At 68.1% G+C, this 24,547-nt stretch carries 31 protein-coding genes and 1 pseudogene; 11 read left to right on the top strand and 21 right to left on the bottom strand.

Annotated features, from left to right (window positions below; genetic code table 11):
• Positions 1 to 27: 27 nt before the first annotated feature.
• The 10 genes from ACYVJE_RS22775 to ACYVJE_RS22730 all read right to left on the bottom strand — a co-directional run bounded on the left by ACYVJE_RS22775 (position 28) and on the right by ACYVJE_RS22730 (position 6,132).
• On the bottom strand, positions 28 to 2,253 hold the full coding sequence (locus ACYVJE_RS22775; protein ID WP_461146089.1) for a cell division protein FtsK: 2,226 nt from the start codon (positions 2,251 to 2,253) through the stop codon (positions 28 to 30).
• A gap of 18 nt (positions 2,254 to 2,271) precedes the next feature.
• Positions 2,272 to 3,462 (bottom strand): hypothetical protein, encoded by a 1,191-nt coding sequence (locus tag ACYVJE_RS22770; protein ID WP_461146088.1) that lies wholly within the window; start codon positions 3,460 to 3,462, stop codon positions 2,272 to 2,274.
• Positions 3,459 to 3,788 carry a hypothetical protein gene (locus ACYVJE_RS22765; RefSeq protein ID WP_461146087.1) on the bottom strand — a complete coding sequence of 110 codons (330 nt, stop codon included), beginning with the start codon at positions 3,786 to 3,788 and terminating at the stop codon, positions 3,459 to 3,461. Before ACYVJE_RS22765 ends, ACYVJE_RS22770 begins: the two co-directional genes overlap by 4 nt.
• Positions 3,778 to 4,023 (bottom strand): hypothetical protein, encoded by a 246-nt coding sequence (locus ACYVJE_RS22760; RefSeq protein ID WP_461146086.1) that lies wholly within the window; start codon positions 4,021 to 4,023, stop codon positions 3,778 to 3,780. Before ACYVJE_RS22760 ends, ACYVJE_RS22765 begins: the two co-directional genes overlap by 11 nt.
• 6 nt (positions 4,024 to 4,029) lie before the next feature.
• Positions 4,030 to 4,197, bottom strand: coding sequence for a hypothetical protein (locus ACYVJE_RS22755; RefSeq protein WP_461146085.1), 168 nt, complete (start codon positions 4,195 to 4,197; stop codon positions 4,030 to 4,032).
• Between the two features lie 84 nt (positions 4,198 to 4,281).
• On the bottom strand, positions 4,282 to 4,728 hold the full coding sequence (locus ACYVJE_RS22750; RefSeq protein ID WP_461146084.1) for a hypothetical protein: 447 nt from the start codon (positions 4,726 to 4,728) through the stop codon (positions 4,282 to 4,284).
• 249 nt (positions 4,729 to 4,977) lie between these two features.
• Positions 4,978 to 5,175: a hypothetical protein gene (locus ACYVJE_RS22745; RefSeq protein ID WP_461146083.1), complete on the bottom strand. Its 198-nt coding sequence runs from the start codon at positions 5,173 to 5,175 to the stop codon at positions 4,978 to 4,980.
• Positions 5,175 to 5,558 (bottom strand): RRQRL motif-containing zinc-binding protein, encoded by a 384-nt coding sequence (locus tag ACYVJE_RS22740; protein WP_461146082.1) that lies wholly within the window; start codon positions 5,556 to 5,558, stop codon positions 5,175 to 5,177. Before ACYVJE_RS22740 ends, ACYVJE_RS22745 begins: the two co-directional genes overlap by 1 nt.
• Positions 5,558 to 5,878 (bottom strand): WhiB family transcriptional regulator, encoded by a 321-nt coding sequence (locus ACYVJE_RS22735; RefSeq protein WP_461146081.1) that lies wholly within the window; start codon positions 5,876 to 5,878, stop codon positions 5,558 to 5,560. Before ACYVJE_RS22735 ends, ACYVJE_RS22740 begins: the two co-directional genes overlap by 1 nt.
• Positions 5,875 to 6,132, bottom strand: a complete 258-nt coding sequence (locus tag ACYVJE_RS22730; RefSeq protein WP_461146080.1) for a hypothetical protein — start codon at positions 6,130 to 6,132, stop codon at positions 5,875 to 5,877. Before ACYVJE_RS22730 ends, ACYVJE_RS22735 begins: the two co-directional genes overlap by 4 nt.
• A 95-nt stretch (positions 6,133 to 6,227) precedes the next feature.
• Between ACYVJE_RS22730 and ACYVJE_RS22725 the strand changes: the two genes are divergently transcribed.
• The 3 genes from ACYVJE_RS22725 to ACYVJE_RS22715 all read left to right on the top strand — a co-directional run bounded on the left by ACYVJE_RS22725 (position 6,228) and on the right by ACYVJE_RS22715 (position 8,712).
• A complete protein-coding gene (locus tag ACYVJE_RS22725) occupies positions 6,228 to 6,596 on the top strand; it encodes a GntR family transcriptional regulator (RefSeq protein ID WP_461146079.1) in 369 nt (122 codons plus the stop codon).
• Positions 6,597 to 6,757: 161 nt separating this feature from the next.
• On the top strand, positions 6,758 to 8,359 hold the full coding sequence (locus ACYVJE_RS22720; RefSeq protein ID WP_461146078.1) for a transcriptional regulator: 1,602 nt from the start codon (positions 6,758 to 6,760) through the stop codon (positions 8,357 to 8,359).
• On the top strand, positions 8,359 to 8,712 hold the full coding sequence (locus ACYVJE_RS22715; protein ID WP_461146077.1) for a cupin domain-containing protein: 354 nt from the start codon (positions 8,359 to 8,361) through the stop codon (positions 8,710 to 8,712). Before ACYVJE_RS22720 ends, ACYVJE_RS22715 begins: the two co-directional genes overlap by 1 nt.
• 227 nt (positions 8,713 to 8,939) lie before the next feature.
• On the opposite strand, the gene ACYVJE_RS22710 is transcribed toward ACYVJE_RS22715, so the two are convergent.
• From ACYVJE_RS22710 to ACYVJE_RS22700, 3 genes are all read right to left on the bottom strand, one after another.
• Positions 8,940 to 9,662, bottom strand: a complete 723-nt coding sequence (locus ACYVJE_RS22710) for an SAVMC3_10250 family protein (RefSeq protein ID WP_461146095.1) — start codon at positions 9,660 to 9,662, stop codon at positions 8,940 to 8,942.
• A 595-nt stretch (positions 9,663 to 10,257) separates the two neighbouring features.
• Positions 10,258 to 11,268, bottom strand: coding sequence for a tyrosine-type recombinase/integrase (locus ACYVJE_RS22705; protein ID WP_461146076.1), 1,011 nt, complete (start codon positions 11,266 to 11,268; stop codon positions 10,258 to 10,260).
• A 19-nt stretch (positions 11,269 to 11,287) separates the two neighbouring features.
• Positions 11,288 to 11,836, bottom strand: a complete 549-nt coding sequence (locus tag ACYVJE_RS22700) for a winged helix-turn-helix transcriptional regulator (protein WP_461146075.1) — start codon at positions 11,834 to 11,836, stop codon at positions 11,288 to 11,290.
• Between the two features lie 96 nt (positions 11,837 to 11,932).
• Here ACYVJE_RS22700 and ACYVJE_RS22695 point away from each other — a divergent pair, with 96 nt between their 5' ends.
• Positions 11,933 to 13,408, top strand: a complete 1,476-nt coding sequence (locus ACYVJE_RS22695; protein WP_461146074.1) for an MFS transporter — start codon at positions 11,933 to 11,935, stop codon at positions 13,406 to 13,408.
• Between the two features lie 361 nt (positions 13,409 to 13,769).
• Positions 13,770 to 14,144 carry an endonuclease gene (locus tag ACYVJE_RS22690; RefSeq protein ID WP_461146073.1) on the top strand — a complete coding sequence of 125 codons (375 nt, stop codon included), beginning with the start codon at positions 13,770 to 13,772 and terminating at the stop codon, positions 14,142 to 14,144.
• Between the two features lie 377 nt (positions 14,145 to 14,521).
• Here ACYVJE_RS22690 and ACYVJE_RS22685 read toward each other — a convergent pair whose 3' ends face one another.
• Together ACYVJE_RS22685 and ACYVJE_RS22680 are read right to left on the bottom strand one after the other, a co-directional pair.
• Entirely contained in the window at positions 14,522 to 14,710 is a 189-nt protein-coding gene (locus tag ACYVJE_RS22685; protein WP_461146072.1) for a hypothetical protein, read from the bottom strand.
• A 336-nt stretch (positions 14,711 to 15,046) separates the two neighbouring features.
• Positions 15,047 to 15,802 (bottom strand): hypothetical protein, encoded by a 756-nt coding sequence (locus ACYVJE_RS22680; RefSeq protein WP_461146071.1) that lies wholly within the window; start codon positions 15,800 to 15,802, stop codon positions 15,047 to 15,049.
• Between the two features lie 194 nt (positions 15,803 to 15,996).
• On the opposite strand from ACYVJE_RS22680, the gene ACYVJE_RS22675 reads away from it, so the two are divergent.
• Positions 15,997 to 16,161 (top strand): hypothetical protein, encoded by a 165-nt coding sequence (locus tag ACYVJE_RS22675; RefSeq protein WP_461146070.1) that lies wholly within the window; start codon positions 15,997 to 15,999, stop codon positions 16,159 to 16,161.
• 139 nt (positions 16,162 to 16,300) lie between these two features.
• Here the strand turns inward: ACYVJE_RS22675 and ACYVJE_RS22670 are convergent, their stop codons facing one another.
• Entirely contained in the window at positions 16,301 to 16,492 is a 192-nt protein-coding gene (locus ACYVJE_RS22670; protein WP_459159520.1) for a PspC domain-containing protein, read from the bottom strand.
• Positions 16,493 to 16,617: 125 nt separating this feature from the next.
• On the opposite strand from ACYVJE_RS22670, the gene ACYVJE_RS22665 reads away from it, so the two are divergent.
• The 4 genes from ACYVJE_RS22665 (at position 16,618) to ACYVJE_RS22650 (ending at position 18,841) form a co-directional block, all read left to right on the top strand.
• On the top strand, positions 16,618 to 16,938 hold the full coding sequence (locus ACYVJE_RS22665; RefSeq protein ID WP_461146069.1) for a hypothetical protein: 321 nt from the start codon (positions 16,618 to 16,620) through the stop codon (positions 16,936 to 16,938).
• 215 nt (positions 16,939 to 17,153) lie between these two features.
• Positions 17,154 to 17,534 carry a hypothetical protein gene (locus ACYVJE_RS22660; protein WP_461146068.1) on the top strand — a complete coding sequence of 127 codons (381 nt, stop codon included), beginning with the start codon at positions 17,154 to 17,156 and terminating at the stop codon, positions 17,532 to 17,534.
• 568 nt (positions 17,535 to 18,102) lie between these two features.
• Entirely contained in the window at positions 18,103 to 18,324 is a 222-nt protein-coding gene (locus tag ACYVJE_RS22655) for a hypothetical protein (protein ID WP_461146067.1), read from the top strand.
• Positions 18,325 to 18,379: 55 nt separating this feature from the next.
• Positions 18,380 to 18,841: a hypothetical protein gene (locus tag ACYVJE_RS22650; RefSeq protein WP_461146066.1), complete on the top strand. Its 462-nt coding sequence runs from the start codon at positions 18,380 to 18,382 to the stop codon at positions 18,839 to 18,841.
• 321 nt (positions 18,842 to 19,162) lie between these two features.
• Here ACYVJE_RS22650 and ACYVJE_RS22645 read toward each other — a convergent pair whose 3' ends face one another.
• On the bottom strand, positions 19,163 to 19,528 hold the full coding sequence (locus ACYVJE_RS22645; protein WP_461146065.1) for a hypothetical protein: 366 nt from the start codon (positions 19,526 to 19,528) through the stop codon (positions 19,163 to 19,165).
• Positions 19,529 to 19,742: 214 nt separating this feature from the next.
• On the opposite strand from ACYVJE_RS22645, the pseudogene ACYVJE_RS22640 reads away from it, so the two are divergent.
• Positions 19,743 to 19,856, top strand: a pseudogene (locus ACYVJE_RS22640) (GntR family transcriptional regulator); the annotation flags it as partial.
• Between the two features lie 217 nt (positions 19,857 to 20,073).
• Here the strand turns inward: ACYVJE_RS22640 and ACYVJE_RS22635 are convergent.
• The 4 genes from ACYVJE_RS22635 to ACYVJE_RS22620 all read right to left on the bottom strand — a co-directional run bounded on the left by ACYVJE_RS22635 (position 20,074) and on the right by ACYVJE_RS22620 (position 24,192).
• On the bottom strand, positions 20,074 to 21,189 hold the full coding sequence (locus ACYVJE_RS22635) for a helix-turn-helix domain-containing protein (protein ID WP_461146064.1): 1,116 nt from the start codon (positions 21,187 to 21,189) through the stop codon (positions 20,074 to 20,076).
• Between the two features lie 10 nt (positions 21,190 to 21,199).
• On the bottom strand, positions 21,200 to 22,189 hold the full coding sequence (locus tag ACYVJE_RS22630; protein ID WP_461146063.1) for a hypothetical protein: 990 nt from the start codon (positions 22,187 to 22,189) through the stop codon (positions 21,200 to 21,202).
• Between the two features lie 544 nt (positions 22,190 to 22,733).
• A complete protein-coding gene (locus ACYVJE_RS22625) occupies positions 22,734 to 23,885 on the bottom strand; it encodes an RNA-guided endonuclease InsQ/TnpB family protein (RefSeq protein WP_461146062.1) in 1,152 nt (383 codons plus the stop codon).
• A gap of 109 nt (positions 23,886 to 23,994) precedes the next feature.
• Positions 23,995 to 24,192 carry a hypothetical protein gene (locus tag ACYVJE_RS22620; RefSeq protein WP_461146061.1) on the bottom strand — a complete coding sequence of 66 codons (198 nt, stop codon included), beginning with the start codon at positions 24,190 to 24,192 and terminating at the stop codon, positions 23,995 to 23,997.
• Positions 24,193 to 24,547 lie beyond the last annotated feature (355 nt).

The raw sequence follows: 24,547 nt of genomic DNA, 5'->3' as shown, positions 1-24,547 counted from the left end.
CGGCCTGCGGCAGGGGCCGTGCCGGGTTCACTCGTCCTCACCGTCGTCGGACTCGTCGGTGTCGGTGCGGGCGGCGTCGCGTTCGGCGCGCACCGCGCGCACCCGGGCCGGATCGAGCGGGTATTTGCGGCCGGTGGAGGGCACTTTCACGCCGAGTTCGGCCAACTGCTGCCGCAACTGCGTTCCGGTCAGCTGCTGATACGGCGCCCAGTGCGGGGCGTGGTCCCGCAGCAGCGCGGGCACGTCGGCGATGGGCAGCGTGTCGGTGCCCAACACCGCGTCGAGGTCGTCGAGCAGGTCCCGGTGCGTCTCCACCGCCGGCTGCTCCTGCTGCTGGCCAGTGCCGGGCACGGTGCCGCGTTCGGCGATGGCGGCCATGGCCCGCTGGATGAGCGGGGTGATCTGGTCGTTGGTCTTGGACACGGACAGGAAGTAGGCCTGCACGAGATCGCTGCGCTCGCCGGAGAAGCCCTTGCACACGGCGGTGCCCTTGTCGGTGCCGGGGATGAGCTCGGTGGCCCGGTGCCCGGCGGCGTAGGCGCCCTGGCCGAGCAGCGCATCGTTGGCCACGTGGTCCCCGACGGCGTAGGCGATGCCGTTGGAGCAGTTGCGGGTGACATCCCGCGGCATCGAGTCCTTCGTCGGTGCCTGCGTGGACACGATCAGGTGGATGCCCCGCTTGCGCCCGAGCCGAACGATGTCGACCAGCAGTTGCGCAATCTCCTTGCCGTGCTCGGGGTGCTGGATGGCCACGTGGGCTTCCTCCAGCAGGCACACCAGCGGGTGCAGCCCGATGCCCTTGTCCGCCAGCTCACGGGTGACCTGCGGCTCGCCGTGGTTGATGAGGATCTGGCCGCGGCGCTGCACCTCGGCGTGCAGTTCCTCCAGGTGCTGCTTGATCTCGGCGATCTTTTCGTCTTCGGCGCCCATGACGTAGCGCGAGCACCGGGGCCGGAAGGCTTCGAAGTCGAAGTTCGCGTCCGGCACCCAGATCCGCAGCTCCGCGCTGGGATCCAGGGCGGCGCCGATCACGATGACGCGGCCCCCGCTGGACTTGCCCTGGCCGGGCATGCCGCCCACCAGCGTGTTGCGCTCCATCAACGGCGCGGTGATGGGGTCGCCGCGCAGGGTGCGGCCGAACGGCACGCCCTTGAACACGTCGACCAGTCCGTCTTCCAGCAGGGGGTAGTCGCCGGCGCCCTGTTCCAGCGCTCCCTTGTCCGCCACCCACAGGTCCAAAATTCCGGCCTCCGTTCCGGTCGTGGGGAACACTTCCTTGGACAGGCGGTGCAGCCCGGTGGCGAGGTCATCGCGCCGGCGGGACACGCGGTCGGCGGTGACCCCGGCGGGTAGGCGCACCTGGGCGTAGGTGCCGCGGCCATCCCGCCGTGCCGGGGTGAGGTACTGCAGCGGCAACCCGTGTTTGAGGTGGTCGGTGATCTGCGAGATCCGCAGCGCCTTGAGCGCTTCGGCGATCGTCGACTCATCGATGGGCACGTCGGCCGGTTCGGCCGCGGTGGCCAACCACGAGGGGCGGGCGGTGCGCTTGCGGCCCTCGGCCCAGGCGGCCAGGATCACGACGAACGGGGCCGCGATGAGCAGCGGCGTCCACGCCACGGAGATGGCCACCAGCACCCAGCGGATCAGCGTGAACACGCCGTACACAGGGTCGGTGAAGCTGCCCAGCCCGGTGGTGGCCACCAAGATCCCGGACAGCAGCACCAGGGCGACGAACGCGGCCAGGCTGCCCACACCGATCTTGGCGAGGTTGGCCAACACCCGGGGCGCGTCCATGAGCCGGCGGTGGCGTTCCTTCTTCGCCTGCTCGATGCGTTCGGCCCACTGGGCCATCTCCTCGCGGTTGCCGGCGGCCTCGGCGGCGTGCAGGGCCCGGCGATACGCCGCGTGGGTGGACACGTCCCAGGCCCGCTTGCCCCAGGAGCCGAAGCCCTGGGCGGTGCACAGCACGTGGGCCGCGGCGGCCTTGCTCTTCGGGTGCCGGGCCACCTGCGCGGCGGTGCGCTTGGCCACCACGGCGTCGTGGCGGTAGGCCTGCAGCCGCTGGAGGGCCTTGTCCTTCTCGGTGCGCTGCTTGTGCTGCTGGTACTCCTCTTCGGTGATGACCTCGGCCTCGATCACCTCACCCTCGGCGGGGTCGGTGCTGCCGGATTCGGCGGTGGGCAGTTGGGTCACGGTGGCCAACGGAGTCGGCTCCTGCGGTTCGTCGGACGGGGTGGCAGTCGGCTCGGTCATGGGGGACACCTCCCTCGGTCAGCTCTGCGTGTGCTCGTCGCGCAGGCGGCGGGCGGACTTGGCGCCGCACCCGAGTGCGCGGCGGATCGACTCGGCTGAGGTCACGTCGACGGCGGTCGGGTCGGCGGCGAGTAGGCGGTCGAAGTCGGCCCGCAGCTGCTCGAACGACCGCGTCGGCCTGCCACCCCGCGACGGGCCTTCAACTCCCGCGCCCGTCCCGTTCTGAGCGCCTCGACCAAACCTCGACTCCTGCAGGTCAGCCCTCGACTCACCCTCCGAGATCGACGGGCTCGACTCGGGCGGGTCGACCGTGCCGACACCTCCACCGGTCTCGCCCACGTGGGCCGCGTCGCTGGCGGTGTCCTTCCCCGCCGCTGTGTGGCTCTCGGTGGCGAGGTGGGCGAGCTCGCGGTCGAGGTCGTCGACCGGTGCGACCGGCAGCCCCGGCACCGCCGCCGGCCGCAGCCGACGGAGGCGGCTCAACCGGTAGGTGCCGGCCGGGGCGAGCAGTTCGACCGCGCCGGTGTGATCGACCCGGGCGACCGAGCGGGAAAGCGCGGCCTTCTCGAAGCGGCGCACCCGGCGGGTGTGCTGGCGCTCGATGCGGGGTCGGGGGCGGCGGGCGGTGGCCAGCTGGTGCGCGGCCACCCCGGAGACGGACACGATGGCCATCACCAGCCCGCGGATGATGCCGCCGCCGGGCATGGCGTAGCCGTGCAGGAAGTTCGTGCCCGCGGCCACCGCACTGAACACGGCCACCCCGCACAGCAGCGCCCACACCGAGCCATTCGGGTTCCGGCGGGTGTGGATGCGGGCCGCGATGGAGAACGACCACATGCCCAACTCGGTGATCACCGGCAGCAACAGCCCGGTGGCCATGCCGTACTGCTCCAGCCCCCAGGCAGCCATGGCCGGCATGGCCATCACCGCGGCCACCACGGCCAGCTGGTAAATCAGCACGTCACCGGCGTGCTCGGCCAACCACGCCCGCACCTGCCGAGTCCGGGCGGCCCACGCGTCGCGGCGGGCCTGGCGACGCTGCTCGCGCAGCTGGCGGCGGTGCTCGACCTCGTGGCGACGCCGCTCGTCCGCGGCCTGCCGGTCGGCCCGGTCCTGCTCGGCCTGAGCGGCCAACAGCGTGGCCTGAGCCTGCGCGGCGGCGTGTTTGTCGGCGCGGCGCTGCTCGCGCCAGTCGGTCGCAGTACTCATGCCGAGGCCTCCTTCGACGACTCGGACGCGTTCGACGCGGTTTCGGAGGTGGAGGGAGTGGACTTGGTCGCCGCGGGCACCGCCCGCGACTCGGGGCCAGCGGTCACCGCGGAGCGAGTGCGCTCGGCGGGCTGGCTGCGGGAGAGGTGGATCTCGTGGCCGAGCCAGAGAGCACCGGCCAGCACCGCCAGGCCCCACCACCAGGTGCTGACCGTGATGGCCAGGGCCAGTGGGATGCCGACGGCGGTGAGTTCGAGCAGGTGCCACCCGAGCCACTGGCCGATGGCGTTGAGGCGGCACTGGCGGCACGACGGTTCACGCGACATCGCAGGGATCACCTCCCCTCGCTCGATGCGGACAGGCAGACAGCACGACCGACGCGGTCTCGAAGCCGGTCACGCGGGCCGCGTAGGCGGCCATGCGGTGCATCGACACCGCCAGCAGGGCCGCGGCCAGCAGCAGCGGCAGCCGCAGCAGATGCAGCAGGGCATACAGCGCGAGTGCGGCCAGCAGCCGCAGCAGCGCCGCGGTGGACAGGGCGGTCAGCGTGGAATACGGCATGGCGGCTCACCTCGTCGTCAACTCGGTGACGAAGGTCTGCAACCGCCCGGCCGCGGTGGTCACGAAGTCCGCGGTCTCCGTTGGCCACTGCACGACGACGAGCAGCGCCAGACCGAGAACCAGCACCGTGCCCAGACCGGCCCGTGCTTTCGCCGGGGTGGATTTGGTACTCATGGAAACCTCCCGAAGGAGTCGATGGCTCGGGACAGGCCGGCCCGGCGGGGGTCTGTGGTGGAAGTCCCGCCGGGCCCGGCCGGGTTACAGCGACCAGCTCGACAGCCGGCCCTTCTCGGCGAGCTTTCCCGCGCGCCGCTCGATGCGGCCCCAGTGGCGCTTGACGACCTTCTCGGCCTCGCGGATCGCCTTGTCCTCGCTGACATCCAGCCCGTGGCGCCGCCGCAGCGTGCGAAACCCGTGCAGATCACTTTTCGAGGAATGCCGGTAGGTCACCGTCAGCGCCTTACCCCGCGGGTAGTCGTGGTAGCGGTGCAACCACCGCGCCTCGGCGACATGACCGGCCATGATGGCCACCAGATAGCCCACATCCACCACGTGTGGTGTGTCGACGTGGCAGATCGCGTCATGCTCTCCGTGGATGCGCAGACCCGTCACCCGATAGCCGGCCGCGTCGAAGGCCACCCAGTGGCCCAACTCGTGCGCGGCGGTCAGCAGGGTGCGGGCGTGCTGTTCCTCGTCCGGTGTCACGAGTACCTCCTTGCGACGTGCAATTCCGCGGCTTTCGGGGTCAGTTCTGGGCGCTGCAGGCGCAGTCGGAGCGTGTGCAGGAACAATCCATTGCGGACAGATAGGTCTCGTCGTTGTGCCCACAGGCCGGGCAGGTCATCGCCGAGGTCAGCGCGTCCTCCGCGCGGTCGGTGAGTCGGCCGAACCAAGACATAGGTGTCCTCCACAGTGAAGAGAGCGAAATCAGGAAAAGGGGTTAAGAACGGAAGTTCAGAGTTCGGTGTCGGTCTCGCCGGCATCCTTGCGAGCCAGTCGTTCCGGCAGGAGACCCTTGTCAATGGCAGCCAGCTCAGCGAACTGCTCGGCGAGGCGCTGACGCTGCTCACGACGGTTCGAAGATGGGCAGTATTGAAGGTCGTGTCCCGCCCTGCGCAGCTGCTCAGCGGCTTCCTCCAGGTAACGGCTCATCACGCAACTCCTTCCTCGTCACAGATCCAACAGATGCGCAGGGCACGGGGAAGGAAAGAGCCCAGATCCCGGCCGCACTCGCGGCAGCACCGCCGCGTGGCCGTGGCCTTGGCAATCGCCACCGCCTGCCGCGGTGACGGGACCCGCTTCGGCCGGGCCCGATCGAGCCGGTAGAGCCCGGCCCACTCGCGGCCGCCGGCCCACACGACTTGCGCCACCACCGGCTGCCCACCCGGGCACAGCCCCATCTCCCGCAGCTGCCGCCGCGTGGCCAGCCCTTTCGGGGCCATCCCGAACGGGAACGTCGGCAAACCGTTCTGAAACCAACCCAGCTCGCACCGCCCGTCCGGCAGCTGCACCCATTGCAAAGCCCGCCGACGCATCAGGCAGCCACCTCCGCCGAACCGGGCTCACCGCGGTCTCCGCGCCGGCGCATGGCCGCGCGCTCGCCTTCGGTCGTTCCGCCCCAGATCCCGTAGTCGCCGTTCTCCAGGGCCGACTCCAGACAGGCCTCGCGGATCGCGCACCGGCCGCAGATTTCCTTGGCCAGCGCGATGCTGCGCGTGTCCTCCTCCGATACCGGGAAGAACAGCTCCGGGTCCGTCTCCGCGCACTCCGGGTGGCCGCCGAAGTCCTCACCGCGCAGTCGGTTCAACAGCGCGAAAAGCGCATCGAAACGGGTGATTCGCTCCTGTCGAGTCATGCTGTCGCCTCCCCATTGCCAGCAACCGTGATGTCCTGCCGAGCCCGATCGGCTCGCCCCGCTCGCCGCTCGGCACGCCGCAGCGCCACCTCGTCCAGCTCCGGCCCTGTGATCACGCCCGCCTCGCGGGCCTCGGTCGCTTCCCGCGCCGCCTGGGACAGCAGCTCCAGGTCACTCAGCTCCGACTCCGGCAGCCGGTCGGACGCGGGAACGTTCGGGACATCCATCTCGAGTACCTCCTCGGTCGCTTCCACCTTGTAGCACCTTAATGTGCCTTAGTTGCTCGTGGCCGTCAACCGCCGACTTATGCGCCCTAGTGCGGTTGAGGCGTACGAGTTATGCTCGGAGCGTGTCGATAGATCCGCAGAGCGCCGAGCCGCTGAGCATGCAGATCAAGAAGGACCTACGCCGCAAGATCAGCGGAGGCGAGATCGCCGTTGGCGACAAGCTCCCCTCCTTGCGCAAGCTGTCCACCGAGTACGGGGTTGCGGAACTGACCGTTCACGTCGCGATCAAGGAGATGCAGAGCGAAGGCGTACTGACGTCCGTGAGCGGACGTGGCACCTTCGTCAGAGCAGCTCCCACCGCGGAAGCCGACTCGGGGGACGTCGCCGCACAGCTCGAAAGCCTTCAGGCTGAAGTCCGGGAGCTGCGAACCCGTATGGAAGCCATCGAGAGCACCATTCAGAGCACGGACGGTGCATCCGCCGGGGAGTAGGTCTTCCGAGTCGTGCACGCCTCCTCCTTCCTGTTCGCTTGCCCTTCGCTGTTGATTCCCATTCAACGGCCTCACCAGCGAGAATTCGATGAACCGGCGACGCACTCGTAGTGCACTCGCAGTGCACCGCGGCACCCACAAGACAACCAAGGGGCGTGAGGATGGACGTCGTGGACATCTGGACCGGCCGGCGCGCCACAGCCCTCCAGCAGGCCTGGCGGCTCACCAACGAAGACTTCGCCGCGCGGCTGGGGACCGCGGTGCGCACCGTGGCGAAGTGGAATGCCAACCCGGCGACGCAACAAGGGCGGGAGCTACAGGAGGCCTTGGACACCGTGCTCAAGCAAGCACCGGACGATGTCCGAGCGCGGTTCGCGAAGCTCGTCGACGCGGATGCTCCGGAGGGTGCTCCCGAGACTTCGTTGGCCGATCAAAGCTCGGAGCCGAACCACGAAACAGTCCGGCGCCTCACTTCGGACCCGAACCTGAGTGCTGCGGTCGAGTGGATCGCGCGGCAGACGGGTCGTGACAGCAGTGAGGTGCGCAGGGAGATTGCTTCCCGCGCCGACCGGTTGACACCCGAGATCTTGGAAGACCGCCGGCACCGGCGAGGCATGGTCGACCAGCGGCAGCTCGCGAACGCGCTTGTCGAGTACTACTCCGAGAGGTCCGCTGGCACGGGGGCCTACTCGGCTCGCGTCGCAGAAAACGAGCTCATGACAAGCCTTCTGACCAGGCCCGAATGGCTCGACCTGGCATGCCCCCTCGATCCGGACCACGATCTTTCGGAACTTTCCGCCGATCCTGCGCCGCATGAGGTCGAGTTCGATGCGCTGGCAGCGGACAGGGCAGTTCAGCGGATGGCGGAGATCGTCGTCGACGAAACGACGCTCGTGAACGCTCCGCTGTATCAGCTCATCGACAGCCCGGTGGCATCCGGCAATGTTCAGGGGACGTTCGCCGTCACCGAGTTCGTCCGCTACGCACTGACCATGGATCTGCTCGAAGGCGAGCTACTGGACGCGCTCGCGGAAGGACGGTCAGCGCACCCCGGGGACTTGCCCCTGCGGAACAAGTACCTCCCCGATGCGGCCACCGTCCCTCGCCCGCAAGACCGGCTGTGCGCCGGGGGCCCGCTCGCGCTCTGCGCCATCGCCCGCCCGGCCCGCGGTTCACGGCGAACCCCTGACTACCTCCTGCTCGTTCAGGAACGAGGCGGCAGTGTGCTGAACGCGGCTCGCCGCATCGCTCCCATCCCCAAGTGCTTCCACGAACCCCTGGGCGACTACCGCGAAGACACCCAACTCGGCCTCACCCTTGAACGGGAGATGGAGGAAGAACTCTTCGGACGTTCCGACGTCGACAGCACAGCCTCAGCTCAACGCAGCGCCGACCCCATGCACCCGAGCCGCCTCTCGGGACCGATGCGATGGCTCGATGAGCACCGGGAATCCAACACGTGGCAGCTGGAATGCACGGGCCTCGGCTTCAACCTGGTCAGCGGCAACTACGAGTTCGCGAGCCTCGTGGTCGTCCACGACGAGGAGTTCTGGCGCCAGTACGGTGGTGAGATCGAAGCCAACTGGGAGTCCAGCAGACTCCAGCAATACTCCAGTGCCGATACCCAGCTACTGACCGAACTCGCCTGCGACCCGGCCTGGAGCAACGAAGGACTCTTCGCTTTCCTCCAGGCACTGCGCCGGCTGGAGCAGCTCAACCCCGAACGCGTGAACGCGCCGTCGATCGAGTGGGAGGTCCACTGATGCCACGCTGGCACACCGGCAACGCCGCCGAGGACGGTGCGGACTACCGAGGCTGGATCCTCGGCCACTTCATCGACCCACCCGATGACGTGCGGAACACGAAGGACATCGAGGTCAAATGGGGCGTGCACCCGGCCGGGCAAACACGCGACCAGTGGGCCCCGGACTACGACCGCACCACCCTCGTCATCCTCATCCACGGCCGATTCCGCATCGACCTCACCGACGACAGCGTCCTACTGACCTCCGAAGGTGACTACCTCGTCTGGGGCCCCGGAACCGAACACCGGTGGGAAGCCGAGGAAGACTCGACCGTCATCACGGTCCGGTGGCCGTCGCTCCCGGCGCAGTGACCAGAGCACCGCTGTACGACTCGCAGAGGGGCACCTCATGGCCGCTCACTTCAGCCACAAGGTGCCGTTCCGAGCGCATCGGCCGATCACCCCACCTCACTGAAACCGCAGCCCTGCGACCCCGTGTGGCCTTGTAGATGGCACGCACGTTCGTCGCTGAGAGCGCCACAGAGCAACGCATAGGAGCAAGATGGTGGTACACCCCCACGCCATGACGGTAGTTCAACTTAGCTCGGCGGCGCGATACGCTCAGCATAGAGTGGGGTAGCAAATACGAGCGTGCGGCCATGCACTGATGTTACCGCCTTGGCCTGGGCATAACCGCCCAACCATTCTGCTGTATACGGCAATCGGAGACGCCGCTCCATCAACGGAATCATTTCACCCAGACTAGCTGCACAGATACTATCCGCGTACATCTCGTGCTTTCCATGCAGCTCGAAATCCGAGCACGACCCCAGCGCCATGAGATCAATAAAATTATTAATCGGAGAGGCCCAACAGTCAGGGTGAACCGGAGATAGGAACCCATCCGCAAACTGCTCTGAAGCCTGCTGACTTAGCTCGTCAACGGAGGCGTGGGCCACCACTCCCTGGTCAGACATGTGCACGACAGAACCATGAAGAAGCAACCGCACCTTACTCACATTGGCTTCCGGAACAGCCAGAAAGATGGCTGCATTACGAACCGACCCATAGCTCATCGGTGCCGCAAAACGAAACCATTGCCCATTGCAAATATCATCGGAAATTTCGCTGGCCACACGCTTCCTCTTGCGTAGACCCTTGACTACGGCATCTGCTTCTCGAAGAAGACGCCGACAAGGAGCCGCTTCGGCCGACAGCTCGACACCTGGCGGTTTGAGGCTGGCCTGAAGCTTCGTGAGCCACCTAATCGGTCCACGTTGACGTTCGAACTCCTGATCAAGCTTCCGTTTCGAAATGTACACGACTTCACGCACAAAGTAATGATCCCATGCCCCTCCGGGGCTGCATAACGCCCTACAGAGCACACGTAGGCCGTTCAAGGGGACTACTCCACCGACCAGGCTCCCTCACGCAGGGACCTACACCCGGAGCGGCGACACACAAGTCGACCAACGTGTCCGGTGACACACCCTTCCCCACAACCCCGACTTCTATCAGCCGAACTTGCTTCGCCCACCGTGTATCCGGCGGTCATTTTGGAGTTCCAAGCTAGGCACGGTGAGGCATCGAGGAGAACCGCCGACCCCGTAACCTCACGGCAAATACGCGGCGAGAGCGGCCTTAGCTGACGCAACCATGCAGGTCAGCACGCACACGAAGGCTGCCCTCAAAATCCGTACAGTGTGCGTTCGAATCGCACCGTGGGCACCCAGGTCAGCGCCCCCTCACCAGGCAAAATACGGCGAGGGGGCGTTCTGCGTCTACCCGGCTGCGCCCGGCTGGGGACGGGCGTGTGCGGGTGTCAGTTCCCAATGAGTTCCCACGGAGCAGTGCCGCTGCCCGACAGGCGGCTTGTCCCGACGTCGTTGCCCGCCTGCGACTGAGCAACCCGTCGGCCTACTGGTCCAGCACGTTGGCGATGCGTGAACGGGCTGCCTCCTCCTGCCCGGCGAGGCACTTGGCGTAGATCTGCAACAGCACCTGCACGCTGTGCCCGGCCCACTCGGCCACCTGCGTGGCCGGCACCCCCGCCGACAGCCATCCCGATACCGCCGCGTGCCGCAAGTCGTAGGGCCGCTTCGCCAACGGCGAGGCCACCTGGTCAGCCGTCAGCACGGCCCGACGGGCACGCTCCCAGACATGGGCATACGTGCTCTGCGACAACTCGGTCCGACGCATGCTGTAGAACACCCGCCCGTTCTCCAGCGGCCGGAACACCTCCAGGTGCTGCCGCAGAATCCGCACCAGCGGCGGCGGGCACGGCACCACCCGGGAATCGCCCTTCTCCCGATGCTTGAGCTGGCGCCGCTCGCGCCGCCGACCGGTAACTGACCAGCGTTCCCCCGTCTCCGGCGCCGATTCGGACAGCAGCAGCTCGCCCCACGCCCCCTCAGGTTCGACCCACTCCCCCACCTCCTGATCCCAAACCAAGCCGGGCAAGGTGATGTCACCGCGGCACAAGCTCACCGGCTCGGCCGGCCGAGCCGCGGTATAGTACAGCACCGCGAAGAACGCCTTCAAGCGCGGCCCACTCGGCTCCTGCTCCCCCACAGCATCGAGCAGCCGCCGGGCCTGCTGCGGGTTGACCACCGTGCGCTTGTCGATCGCGGTAACCCCCTTCCGGGGCTTCCACTTCAACCCCGGCAACGGGTTCTCCCCCAACAAACCGCGTTCGACGGCGTAGTCCAACGCGTTGTGCACCACGGCCCGCTTGCGGGCGACCACCGAGGCGGCCGCCGGCTTGCCGTCCAACCGAGTGGCGATCAATTGGACCACCTCCCGCAATACCGCTGGATCGGCGAGAGCGCTCACCGGCCGGGTGTTCTTCGCCAGCCACTTCAGCGCCCTGCGCACTTCTCTCGGCTGCTCGACCGAGGCCCGCCGCTCGGCGTGTCGGACCAGATCCACCGTTCATCAGACAGTCCCGTCATGCGGTGTCTCCCTGAGTGGGCGCTGTCGGTTCGGGCAACGGCGTCAGTAGGCGGTGCGGATGATCGCGCAGTGAGCGGCTCACGTGGTCATCACGCACTGACGGGTCTGCTCCGGGGCCGTTGCGGATGACGAGCTCCCGCGCGGGTGGATTCAGCCCGCATACGGGGCACCAGCCCGTTTCGGTGACATCGGCTCCGCAGTTCGCGTGCGAGAACACGCGGCGCGCCCCGTGCTCGGCACAGTGCCGTTCGCCCCATTGCGCGAGCGCGAAGATCGCCGGCCACAGATCTTCGCCCCGCTCGGTGAGCAGGTAGCGAGGGCCGTCCGGACCTTCCTCGCGGGAGAGGATTCCTGCCTCGACCAGCGTCTGTAGGCGGTCGGAGAGCACGGCCCGGGGGATGTCGAGGTGGTCGCGCAGATCGCGGAAGCGGCGTACGCCGTAGAAGCAGTCACGGATGATCAGCAATGTCCATCGCTGCCCGACCACCTCCAGCGCGCGGGCCAGCGAGCAATCCTGCGCGGTGTATGTCCGTCCCAGTGGCATCGACTTCACCCTAACGCTCGGTTCGTCCATTGAACCAGAGCTGTTATGTTGCATCCAGTTCAATCATCGAACCATCCACCGAACCGGAGGCTAAGGATGTCGTCGGCCACCGACGGGCGGCCGGGCCAGGTTGCGGACGTGGGGAACTTCGCCGTTCGGGCGAGCCTCGCGGTCTTGTGCCTGGCCACGCTGCTCGTGCTGATCAACTTCACGGCGCCGATCCCGACGGTGTCGACGATCGCGCGCGAGCTCGGTGGCGGATTGTCCGCTCAGACCTGGATCCTGGGCAGCATCAGCCTGGGGCTCGCAGCGTTTCTGCTGGTCGTGGGCGGTCTCGCGGACGACTATGGGCGCAAGCGGACGTTTGTGCTCGGCACCGTGGTGTACGTGCTCGCGACCGTCCTGTGCGCACTCGCGCCGAGTACGGCGCTGTTCGCTGTCGCTCGCGTGATCCAGGGCGCGGGCAGCGCCGCGATCCTCGCGGCGAGTCTTGGCCTGCTCGGGCATACCTACCCGCCCGGCCCCGAGAGGGCCCGCGCGACCGGGTTGTGGGGCGCGATGATCGGCGGCGGGATCGCGGTGGGGCCGTTCGTCTCCGCCGCGCTGACGCCGATCGTCGGGTGGCGCGTGGTCTTTGGCCTGCTCGCTGCCCTTGGTGTGCTCATCGCTCTCGCCGCGGTCGCCTCGCTCACCGAATCGCGCAACCCGAGCATCGGCCGTCTGGACGTCGCCGGCGCCGTGTGTCTGGGCGGCGGCATCGGGTTTCTCGTCGCGGCGCTGACCGAGGGGCGCGGGGGCTGGACACAGGTCAGCGTGCTGCTGTTCTTCGCGCTGGCGATCGTGCTGCTGGCCGCGTTCGTCGCCGTCGAACGCCGGGTGTCGAACCCGCTGCTGGACCTGTCGTTGCTGACCCGGCCCGCCTTCCTGGCCTCGACGTTCGGGGCGTTCTTCACAGGGGCGGCCGTGATCGGGTTCATGACCTACATCCCGATCGCCGCGCAGAAAGTACTGGGTCTCAGTGTGCTGGCCAGCGCAGGGATCCTCGCGTTCTGGTCGGGCCTGTCCTTCCTCGCCGCGCCGCACGCCCGCCGACTGGTCTCCGTGGTCGGCGCTCGCCACCAAGTGGTCCTCGGCCTCGTCGTGGGTGCGGTGGCCCAGCTCGCGCTGATCGGCATCGACGAGAACTCGTCGTGGTGGCGATTCGTGCCGGGACTCGCAGTCGCTGGGATAGCCAGCGGCGTGGTCAACGCCGCGCTGGCCGGCCTGGCGGTGCAGAGCGTGCCGCCCAACCGGGTGGCCATGGGGTCAGGCGCCAACAACACCGCACGTTACCTCGGCTCCTCGGTCGGGGTGGCCCTCGTCGCGGTCATTGTCGCGCTCGGCCCGCAAAGCGCCGGACCCTCGCACGCCTACGCGGTCGGGATGAGCTACGCCGCGGCGATCACCGCCGGACTCGCCCTGCTCGGGGCTTTGCTGGTCGGTCTGTGTCGCGAGCGGCCACAGGGCTCTGCGGACACCCCGCGGGCAGCAGCGAGCCCCGAGTCAGCGGACCGCCCGCCCACAAGCCGATGAGCTCAGAGCCGCCCCGTCCCCGCGGGAGGCAACCAGCACGCGCGGGGCGGGGAGGCTCTTTTCAAAGCCGGTCTTGGCCAGCGTCGGGACCCCTCCACGCCACCTGGAAAAGGCTCACTGCTGGCTCTCACGAACGAGCTGCGGATGCGCACCCGAGAGGATACGAGGCCGAACAAGCCCTGCAGCGCATCGACGCTGACCCGGCCAATCCCGGAAGTGTGGTGCTGCTGCACTCCGGCCGCAGCCAAGCGCCAGCGGTGACTGGAACCGCGAGCACGTGTAGGCCAAGAGCCACGGAGACCTCGGCACCGCCAAAGGGCCGGGCAGCGACTTCCACCACCTGCGCCCGACGGGCCCGACGGTGAACTCCACCCGCAGCAACCTCGACTTCGACAGCGGCGGTGAACCGGTCGAGGACGCACCCGGCAACTTCTACGACAGCGACAGCTTCGAACCGCGCGACGCGGTCAAAGGCGACGTCGCCCGGATGATCATGCACATGGACATCCGCTACGACGGCGGCAACGGCTTTCCGGACCTGTCGATGAACGACCAGGTCGACAACGGGTCAGCACCGCACATCGGCCGAAAGCCCGTGCTGCTGAACGGGCACGAGCAGGACCCGCCGGACGCGTTCGAGAAGCACCGCAACGACGTCGTCTACAAGTACCAGCACAACCGCAACCCCTTCATCGACCACCCCGAATGGGCCCAGGACATCGGGCAGTCGGCCTGAGGGGTCGCCGGCTGGCCGCTACGCCGCTCGGGACCGCCCCCTAAGACAGGCACCCGCGGCAACGTGTCCGCTTCTCAGCTTCCTGAACACGGGTCTTCCTGCCTCTGGTCAGTGCTTTTGGGCGCGTCGCCGTCGCGGCTGGAGTCCTCGGCCAGATCCGCGTCGGGCTGCTGAGTCGTCATGCAGCACCAGGTTCGCGATCCTGCGCACGTGCCGGTCGCGGAGCCATTTCCACCCGCGTCGGTCGGCCTCGGCCGCCAGTTCACTGTGGATCGCGAGTTGGCGGGTGAGGTCCCGTGTGGCTTGTTGATGGGCGTGCAGTGCCTACGTGCCGCGTCCTGGAGCTCACGCAGGTTCTGCAGCTCCTCGCTCGACGATTATGCCGAGGGCTCTTCCAGGGCCAGCTCGTAGGCTTCCTGATAGGAGCGCATCATGCTGGCGCACGGTTTGAGGGTGTCTTCGAGGAGCGGCAGGACCGGCACGCCGGTGCGTTTGCGTAGCTGCTGGTGCCAGACACCGGCGCCCCATGCCGCCCCCAGCAGGGCCAGACCGACCACCACCGGCACGAGCGGGGAGAGGGATGCGGCGTCGTTGAGCAGGCCAGATACTACGACGACGGGAAGACGGCGCCGGTGGCCCAGTACAGCGCACGCGTGGCGGTGAACAGTCGATCTGCTTTCCGGTCCAGGGCAGCATCGACCGCCGAGGGCGGCTCGTCATAGTAGGACCAGGTGGGCACCTCCAGCCGCGCCGTGGGCAGATTCCCAGCCGGTGATTCCGCCAGGACACTCACTCCTCAGTCCTTTCCGCGAGGCAGCGGCGGCGCCCCCGCAGGTTAACGAGCACGGCCCGGAGGCTGGCCCTGATCGCGATAGATGACCTGACGCATGCCGGCTGGCCGGTCACGAGCCACCGGCAGCGCCCACGCCGGCTGCCTGCACCACCGACCTGGGCGCACGGCGGATCCACCACCAGGCGCACCAGATCCCCAACGGCAGCACCAGACCGGCAGGCAGCAACGCCCACAACCCCATGACGGGGTAGAGAGCCATCCCGAGCAGAGCCGGCAGGAGGATCACCATCGCCCCGTACCAAGCCACGGCGAGAAGGATCATCGCCAGCACCAGCACGGTCTGCGCAATGCGGCGCAGTACCCGACGAGGCCTCGAGATCGGCTGACTCCGCCAAGCGGCCGTGCGCCGTTCGGCGCGGTCGGCCTCGCGGAACGCGCGGTGCACCTCGACCTTGCCCTGCAGCAGGTCTTGAATCACCTGCGGATCCTGGTCTGCCTCCTCGGCGGTGTGCTGGAGCGCTCGGGCGTGTTCGATGTCGGCGTCCAGGTCGGCCAGCTGGCGATCCCGTTCAGCCCGACGCTGCTGTGCCGGGCTGACCGAGGTGTCCAAACTTCCCCAGAGGAACAGGGCGGCCACGCTGGCGACGAAGTAGAACACCATCCAACCCCACCCCACGGCGTAGCCGACGGAATACAGCCCCGACATCCAAGCGGCGAAGGCCAGTATCCCCAGCAGCAACACCTCGGGGGCGACGCTGTTGTCGCGCTCATCGCTGTCGGCGGGATCATGCTGTTCGTCCACCACGTGTCGCCCACTGCCTTTAGAGAACCATGGTCGCGCCTCGCCATAGGGCTTGCCCAGCACCGATGACCAGCGCAGCCTGAAGCTGTGGACACCTCCGATCGGGGCCACCGCATCCAGCAGGTGATCGCAGCCATCGCCGAGCTGCCGAGACCACCCGGCGTGAGCGCGACCGCCACCGATCCGTCGGGGAGGACACCGCGCGGTTCGACCAGTTCCGCACCGAGCTCGACCCCCTCGTCGACCAGACACGCGACTTGGAAACGGTCGAGGCCATCCGGGCCGTGATCGACCGCCACGGTCCCGGCCCCTACCCACCGGACGAGCTGGCCACCATCGCTGGCATCGACGACGCCGACCGACTCGCCCGCGTACTCAACCGCCTCGTCGCCGAGGGCCTCGCCGACCCTCCAAGGGGCTGAGTAGTAGGCGTACAGGATCTGGCGGTGCACACTCCAGTTACCGGTGTCGGAAACCACGTCGACAAACGCGGTAGGCGGTCGGCCTTGAGGCAGAGAACAGCCCGGTGAGGCCGTCACTGCTCAGGGCTCGCCGTCGGTGTCACGGGCGCGGGACCATCACCCACAGCACGAGGTAGAGCACGAACTGCGGGCCCGGCAGCAGGCAGGAGAGCACGAACACCAGCCGTACCAGTCCACGCGGCAGGCCGAACCGGTCGGCCAGACCCGCGCACACACCGGCGATCCATGCACCCTGGCGCGGACGGATGAGCCTGTTCTTCTGTGCCGTCATGCCCCCATCCTCCCGCAGCTGAAGGGCCCTGACGCGATGGGGAGTCACCCAGGACCATCTTTATAACTGTTATAAATCTGGTCCTTAGTGATGACCACTACCCCACGCCGCTGCCGCCGCGCGCGGTGCTGCAGGACTGGGCCCGGCACGTGCAGCACGAGCTCGTCAGCGACACGCTCACCGCCGAGCAAGCCGTGGCCGCGTTGGCAGAGCTGCGCCGGGCGAGCCGGGATTTCAGTGCTCTGGCCGATGCGCTGCTGCTGGCCGCGCGCCGGGAAGGCGCCTCGCTGCCGGCCCTGGCCGCGGCCTGGTCCACGTCGGGCCGCCGCGAACTCGTCCGCGAGCCGGACGCTCGCCTCACAACGCTGGCCGACCGCGTCGGCACCGCCGAGGACGCCCTGGAGCGCATCCTGCGTCTGCCCACCCCCGACAGCGACACGACGTGAGCACCGGCCCGGTCGTGCACGCCGGGGACCTGCGCGCTCGGGCCCGGCAACTGACTCACGGCTACCGCGCAGGACTCGCCTGACAACCCGACCCCCTCGGGAATGCGGGCACCGTTCGCGCGCCCGGCCGGTGCCACGGCATGACGTCACGCGAGTAGGTGGATCACCACCCCACGCTCTCCCCGAGTTGGCGTTCGCGCTGCATGCTGATCAGCATGATCGTCCCCCGAAACCACCGCCGCGGTGAGCGGCACAGCATCCTCGAGCACGCCCCGATCCTGCAGTTCGCCCCGAAACCGACGCAGGTCGTCGACGTCGAGCTGCACCGCGTGGCCGATCCCGAGGGCCCGGAGGTCACCGGCTGGACCGCGCGCTGGGGCCTGCACGACTCGGACCGCAGCAGCGAGGACCACGACGAGGACCTCGCCGAGCTGCTCCGCGCGATCCTCGACGACCTCGTCCCGCTGTCCGAGTTCTACACCCTGACGCTGGCCTGGCAGCTCGGCGGAACCGCCCCCGAAGGGCACACCGTCGCCGAGGCCATCGCCGACGCCGGCATCACCCTGCCCACGAGCATGCCCCAGACCTACGCCTAACCCCGCTGCCGGGACGAGCACCGCGCACGAACGCGCCGCCGAAGCCTCAGCACCGGGCCGCTGAGGTTGGCTGCGCGCGCCTGGCGCGATCCTCCGCGACCGATCGATCCGACCGCGTACCGAAAACCGCCACACTGCAGCCTGATTCCCTCTGAGATGCGAACACCCAGCGCACAGCGCTTGTTTCGTGCTCAGATCGGATCGTTCCGACCAAGCCCGGCTGATGATCCGCAGTCATACCGTGTTGCTGTCAGCAACGAAATGCTTACGACTGGTGGAGATGGCGGACGCGGCTCGTCGCGTCCTGATCACCTGCGCGGTAGCAGGACAGCACGCCTGCTGCTACTGGGAAACTGGAGGGAACCATGTCGCAAGCTGTGCACACCGATGGGTTCGAGCGCGAGATCCAGAACTTGGAAGAGGGCCTGCAGGTCATCAACGAGATTCCGGAGTCGGTGATCGAGCAGGGTGAGCACGCCGTGCAGGACTGGATCAAGGACAACTATCCGGACAAGTTCGCCGAGCGGGGCACGGTCCGCACCCAGGGATTCTGGGGGTGTCCAAGTGCGTGGGCGCCATCCTCTGGGCATTGGGCAGTGCGGCCATCCCGGCCGCCAAGATCATCAAGCTGCGCAAGTTCATCCAACATGTCGGTAGTGTCCGTGAGGCGGCGTTCCTGTTGCTGCGGGTTGCCCGTGGTGAGCAACAGCTCGAAGAGCTCGGCACTGTCATGGCCAGCCTGGTCAGCGAGGTCCTGGGGATTAACTCGATCGCCAACAACTGCTTCTAGACACACGGCGAGAATCGCGGCCAGCAGTCGCAGGGGGAGGAACATGATGGAGGGTGTGACGGTCATCGTCGCCGGACTGCTGGCTGCGGCAGCGGCCGTGTGGACCGTAGGCCGCGTGCTGCGGCGGCGTCGTCGCACTGGCTCGGCGGAGCAGGCTCTGGCACTACGACTGATCCCGGTCGAGCAGGAGGTCCAGCAGGAGATCCGCGAGACGGCGCAGGCCGGCACGACGGCCGCGGCGACCTCCCGGATACAGGAGGTTGCCGGCGTGTCGCTGAGCCGGGCGCATACGCTGACGCGCCAGCTGGCCGCCGGCGACACGCTGCTGACAAGCTGGCCCGAAGCCGTGGAGGTGTTGCGACAGCAACGCCCCGAGCTGGTTGCTGAGCTCGCCCGCCTGCGTCGCCAGCAGGGAACCCCTGCCGCGATTCGCGCTCTGCAACGTCACATTCCGGTCGAACTTGCCGGCGGGCACCACCTCATCCACGCCCTGCCCGAAACCGACACCACCGAGTAAGCCGCACCTGTCACGAATCCTGGCCGCAGCTATACGGCCTTGCGCTCCTGGCCATGACCAGGAGCGCAAGGCCTAACCGTTGGTTTTCGACGGGTCAGAGCCGTTAGATCGACACTCCCGTCAGCGCCCCCTCACCAGGGAAATACGGCGAGGGGGCGTGCTGCGTCTACCCGGTTGTGCCCGACTGGGGACGGGCGTGTGCGGGTGTCAGTTCCCAACGGGTTCCCACGGCAGGTTTCACCTCCTTTGATGGGCAGCTACGCTTCCGGCCGCTCGGACACCGGACTGGCATGCTGCGACTTGCCGAGCAATTCCTCCGATCTACTGATCCAGCACCTCCGCGATGCGGGAGCGGGCTGCCTCCTCCTGTCCGGCCAAGCACTTGGCGTAGATCTGCAGCACCTGCACGCTGTGCCCGGCCCATTCCGCCACCTGCGTGGCCGGCACGCCGGCCACGAGCCAGGTCGAGACCGCGGCGTGCCGCAAGTCGCACGGGCGCTTCGCCAGCGGCGAGGCGACCTCCTCGGCGGTGAGCACCGCCCGAGGGGCCCGGTTCCAGGTGTGCACGTACGTGCTCTGCGACAGCTCGGTCCGCCGCATGCTGCAGAACACCCGACCGCTCGCCAGCGGTCGGAACATCTCCAGGTGCTGCCGCAGGATGCGCACCAGTGGTGGCGGGCACGGCACCGGACGCGTGTCCCCTTCGCCGCCGTGCTTGAGCTGCCTGCGGTCCTGCCGGCTACCCGTGGACGACCACCGGGACCCGGTCCCCGGAGCCGAGCCCGACAGCAGGAGTTCACCCAGGAGCCCTCGGGCTCGACCCGCTCCCCCGCCTCAGCGTCCCACTGCAGCGGCGGCAGCGTGATGTCATCACGGCGCCGAGGGCTGCACCGTTGGAAGCAAGCTGCCCTCCGCCCGAGAGCTGGCCGCCACGTTCGAAGCCGCGCAGAACACCGTCGCGGAGACGCTCCACCTCCTCGCTGCCGAGGGGCTTCTGACGGTGCAGGACAAGAAGCGCGCCCTCGTTCGCTTCCCCGGTGGAGGCGCCACCACCCCCGAAGAGCACTGGAACCGCCACGGCGCGGGCGAGGACTTGTGGCTCGACGTTCCCTCGGTGTCACCGTTGCCCCCTTCAGGTGGCTTCTTCGCGACACCAAGAACTGCCCAACAACCACCGGGCGAAGCACGAACAACTGCGGGTCGTGCAACCCGCAGTTGTATCCGTCGCGATGTCAGGCGAGCAGTGTGGAGCGGTGCGTGCCGGCCAGGCCGAGCAGCGCAGCACCGGCGGCCTGCATCGGCTGGTGCCGGGCGAAGTGCTCGATCGTCGTTGAGTCGAAGGGGCGTGGTGGGAGGACGTGTCCCTCTTCGTTGTCGGTGACGAGATCGCCGAAGAGCTGGTCGAACAGCGGTGCATCGAAGACGACGGCCGTGAGCAGGTCCGTGGCCAGCGTCAGCGGATCCACGCCGAGGCCGAGGCAGTACGCCCGCACCGTTCCGGAGCCGAATCCTTCGTTGAGGGCGCGTGCGAACGGCCAGGCATCGTAGTCGATCGGCGCGGTCTCGCTGCCGTGGTCCTCGTCGACGCCGCGGAACTCCTCGGCGAACTCCCGGACCACGTTGCGCCACAGCGAGAAATCGTTGGACTCGTTCCACCGCGCCGCACCCGAGGGCTGGAAGATGCCCACCGGTAGCACTTGGAACAGGCCGCCGGCGTGGCCGACCTTGGCCGGGTCGCGCCAGTGCAACCAGAACGTGGCCTCGCCAGTGGCGCGGTCGTGGCGGATGGTCAGAGTGGAGATGGCGAGGTTCACCGGGCGTCGACTCGGAACGCACGGATCCCCGATCGCCCTTCGCAGCGGACCCACGCCCTGCGCCACGTATTCGTGCGCACAGGCCTCACCGGTGTCGGTGCCGTCGAAGTACGTGCCACGGCCGAACACCAAGCGGCCGGTGGCCGCGGACAGCTCCGCCTCCACCAAGCGGTAAGTGGACCGGTCCTCGAAGACCCGCGGTGCAGCGAGCTCTCCGACGGCCTCGGAATAGCGCTCGTAGCGCGTGCCGTCCTGCCGTCGAGGCAGAGCGGAGGAGGCCGCCGGCTCGGTGCCGCTGATCCCGGAGAACCCCGCACCGGGGTCGAAGGCGAGCTCGACGTTCTCCAACGACAGCGGGCGCTCCAGTGCCCACGCAGAGGTCGACAACAACGGCTGACCGGCCAACTTCGGTGTGTCCGGGTAGTCCTCCGCCGCGGAGAAGGACAGCTCGTAACGGCGCTCGCGGAGCGCATCCCTGACGCGGAGCCATTCCTGTTCGTCGCCGCTCAGTTCGCGCTCTGGCGCCATGCCCATGTTCCCTCCATCAGCACCCCGGCAAGTGCTCCCGATGCTGCCACGCCAGCGAGGGGCAAGCCGCCCCCGACGACGCCAGTGGTTCGCTCGCCAAGAGCCGATTGACCGACTCGACGGTGAACGGAACACCGTCCGCTGCCCGGCCATCTCCGAGGCCGACGACCCCGCCTTCGTCGTTGTACTGCACGGTTTCGCCGAACACGTCGTCGTCGATGACCACGACCGCGAGGAGCGTCGCGGCCAGACTCAGCGCATCCACCCTCGATCCCCCGGCAGGAGCGGCGTGACCGCTCCCTCCGACTGAGCTTGCTCCAAGGCCTGGTGGAGATCCCAGTGCTCGAGTCGATCGGCCCGGTCCGGGTGGCGTCGTGCTCGGGCGTCCCGAGCAGTTCCTCGGAGTACTCCGAACCACGTTGCGCCAGATGTCGAAGTCGTTCCGCCGGTCCCGCAGAGCCACGCTCGACGGTTGGAACTCACCAGCGGGAACGACGTCGTAGATCCCCGCAGCGGTGGTGACCTTCGCGGGGTCGCGCCAGTGCAGGCGGAACGTCGGTGGCTGCGGATACCGGCGCAGCCGGATCGCAAGCGTCGTGATGGCCGGGGTGATCGCGCGCTGCTCCGGATCGAACGGGTCCCCGATGGCGTCCCGGAACGGCAACTTGCCCGCCAGCTCCTTCGGTGACTCGGGCACGCCACCCGGAGCATCCATGCAGGCCAGCGCCATCTCATGCCCCAGCGCCTCGGACACGTCGAGCTTGTCGAAGTAGGCGACCAAGCCGAAGCGCAACGAGCGGTCCGCGAGAGAAGCGTCCAACAGCCGATAGCTGGGCCGGGATTCGAACAGCGTCGGCGGGTCCAGGTGCTTGATCGCCGCGGTGTAGGAGTCGTAGCGCGTTTCTGCCGTGCGCAGAGGGGATGTGGGAGCTGTGGCCTCCTCGCCCGTGACCGCGTTGTTCTGCGGTTGCTCGCCCAGCTCCAGCGACAGCGACCGCAGGTCCACCGGTTCGCCGCGACTTCGGCATCCGCATCTCCGCCGCGGGGCACCCTCGGCCCGCGCTGGGCGAGCCCCGGGGTCTCCGGCGGAATGCTGGGAGCCTGGCTGAGCTTGCGCCGCAGCTCGTGCGAGACCTGCTTCTTCCCCTTCTCGATCTGGCTCAAGCGCTGCTGCGTCACCCCGACCGCTGCGGCGACCGGACCCTGCTTCTGCTCGCTTGCAAGTCTGTGCTCACGGATAACGCCACCGATCCCGGCGGCCCCACTACCCGCACCGGCTTGCCTCGGCTTCGGCTCGGACATGTCCTCGCCGCTCACAGCGCACCTCCCGATCGCAGTCCGCGATCAGTACGGGAGCGACGTTCGCAGCGGTGGAAGATGGGCTCGCGAAAGACGCGCGCCGTCGACCGAGTGGGAGCTCCGCTGATTTGACGTGCCCCCCCGCCGTGAGCGGCGGGGATTCCGACGCGGCTACGCCGCGTGCGGAGCGGTGTTCCCTCGCGGGGTCCCGCTGCTTCCTGCTTCCACGCCAACCGCCCGCGTAGCGGGTCTTACGTCGGCTCCACAGGCGTTTTGCCTCTCCGCCCGCCCTGCGCGAGGATGTTCTTCGCGGCGTTTTGATCCCGGTCGTGCACCGTGCCGCACGGGCACGACCAGGTGCGCACATCGAGGGGTTTCGGCCCGTCGAGGCGGCCGCAGTCGGAACAGGTCTGCGACGTCGGCAACCACCGGTCGATGATCACCAGGTGGCGTCCGTACCGTGCGGCTTTGTACTCCAGCTGGCGGCGGAACGCGCCCCAGCTCGCGTCGTGCACGGACTTCGCCAACCGAGTGCGGGCCAGGCCGGAGACGGCCAGGTCTTCCAGCACGATCGTTTGGTTCTCACGAACGATGCTGGTCGTGGCCTGGTGCAGCCAGTCCCCGCGGGTATCGGCGACCTTCGCATGCTGCCGCGCCAGACGCTTGCGCGCCTTGTTCCGGTTGTTCGAGCCGCGTTGCTTGCGGGACAGCTCCCGTTGGGCCCGTTTGAGTTTGCGTTCGGCCCGCCGCAGACACCTCGGGTTGTCGATGACCCGACCGTGCTGGTCCACCACGAACGCCGACAACCCCAGATCGAGGCCGAGTTCCACGTCGTGGCCGTGCCCGTCGACCGCGGCCGGCAGCGTGTCGTCGCCAGTCTCGACGACGAACGACGCGAAATACCGGTCGTCGGCCGTTTTGACCACGGTGACCGAACTCGGCGCACTCGGCAGCTCCCGCGACCAGGCCACCGTCACGTTCCCGATGCGGGCGAGACGCAGCGTGCCGTTGCCCCCGATCGAGAACCCGCCGGTGTGCAGCCGGATGGCTTGCCGCCGGTCGCGCTTGGACTTGAACCGGGGAGCACCCACCCGCTTGCCAGCACGCTTGCCCTGCTTCGAGTCGAAGAAGTTCTTGTAGGCGGCATCAGCATCGCGGATGGCCTGCTGCAGCACGATGTTGGAGCACTCCGCGAGCCAACCACGCTCGTCGGTGCATTTCGCCTCGGTGATCAGCCGCTTCTGCAACACCGTGCCGCTCGGGAACTTCTCCCCGGCCTGGTAGGCGTCCTGGCGGGCGCGCACCGCGTCGTTGTAGACCACACGAGCGTTACCGAACGCCTGCGCCAGCGCCCGCCGCTGAACCTCGTCTGGGTAGAGCCGGTAGCGGTACCGCAACTGCACGGCTGATCACCTCCCTTCGCGGTGCGACTGTACAAGTGCTCACCGACAACCATTCGAGATCGGCTACCTCCGGCCCGAAGGCCGGAGCTCGCGCCGATTTATGGCCTGGTCACGCTGGCACACCGGCAACGCCGCCGAGGACGGTGCGGACTATCGCGGCTGGCTCCTCGGCCACTTCATCGAACCCGCCGATGATGTGCGGAACACGAAGAACGTCGAGGTCAAGTGGGGTGTGCACCCGGCCGGGCAAACGCGCGACCAGTGGGCCCCGGACTACGCCCGCACCACCCTCGTCCTCCTCATCCACGGACGGTTCCGCATCGACCTCGCCGACGACAGCGCCCTGCTGACATCCGAAGGTGACTACCTCGTCTGGGAGCCGAGCACCGCTGGGAAGCCGAGGAGGACTCCACCGTCATCACGGTCCGGTGGCCGTCGCTGCCGGCGCAGTGACGACGCGACGAAGCCTGCATGCAGCCATCGTGGGCGCTCAGTGGAACCGCGAGGCGCGGTTTCGCAGTCCTCGGCGACTCCCTCTAGGGTCTGTTTCATAAGTTAGAGCCATTCGTTGATGGCGGCGATGGTCACGGTGGCTTCGTAGCGGACGGCGAGTTTGTCGTATCGGGTGGCCACGGCGCGGTGGCGTTTGAGCCGGTTGATGC

This window comes from Salinifilum aidingensis, assembly GCF_054782015.1.
Note: the sequence above shows the minus strand (reverse complement) of the source record. Positions and strands in the feature narration are given on the sequence as shown.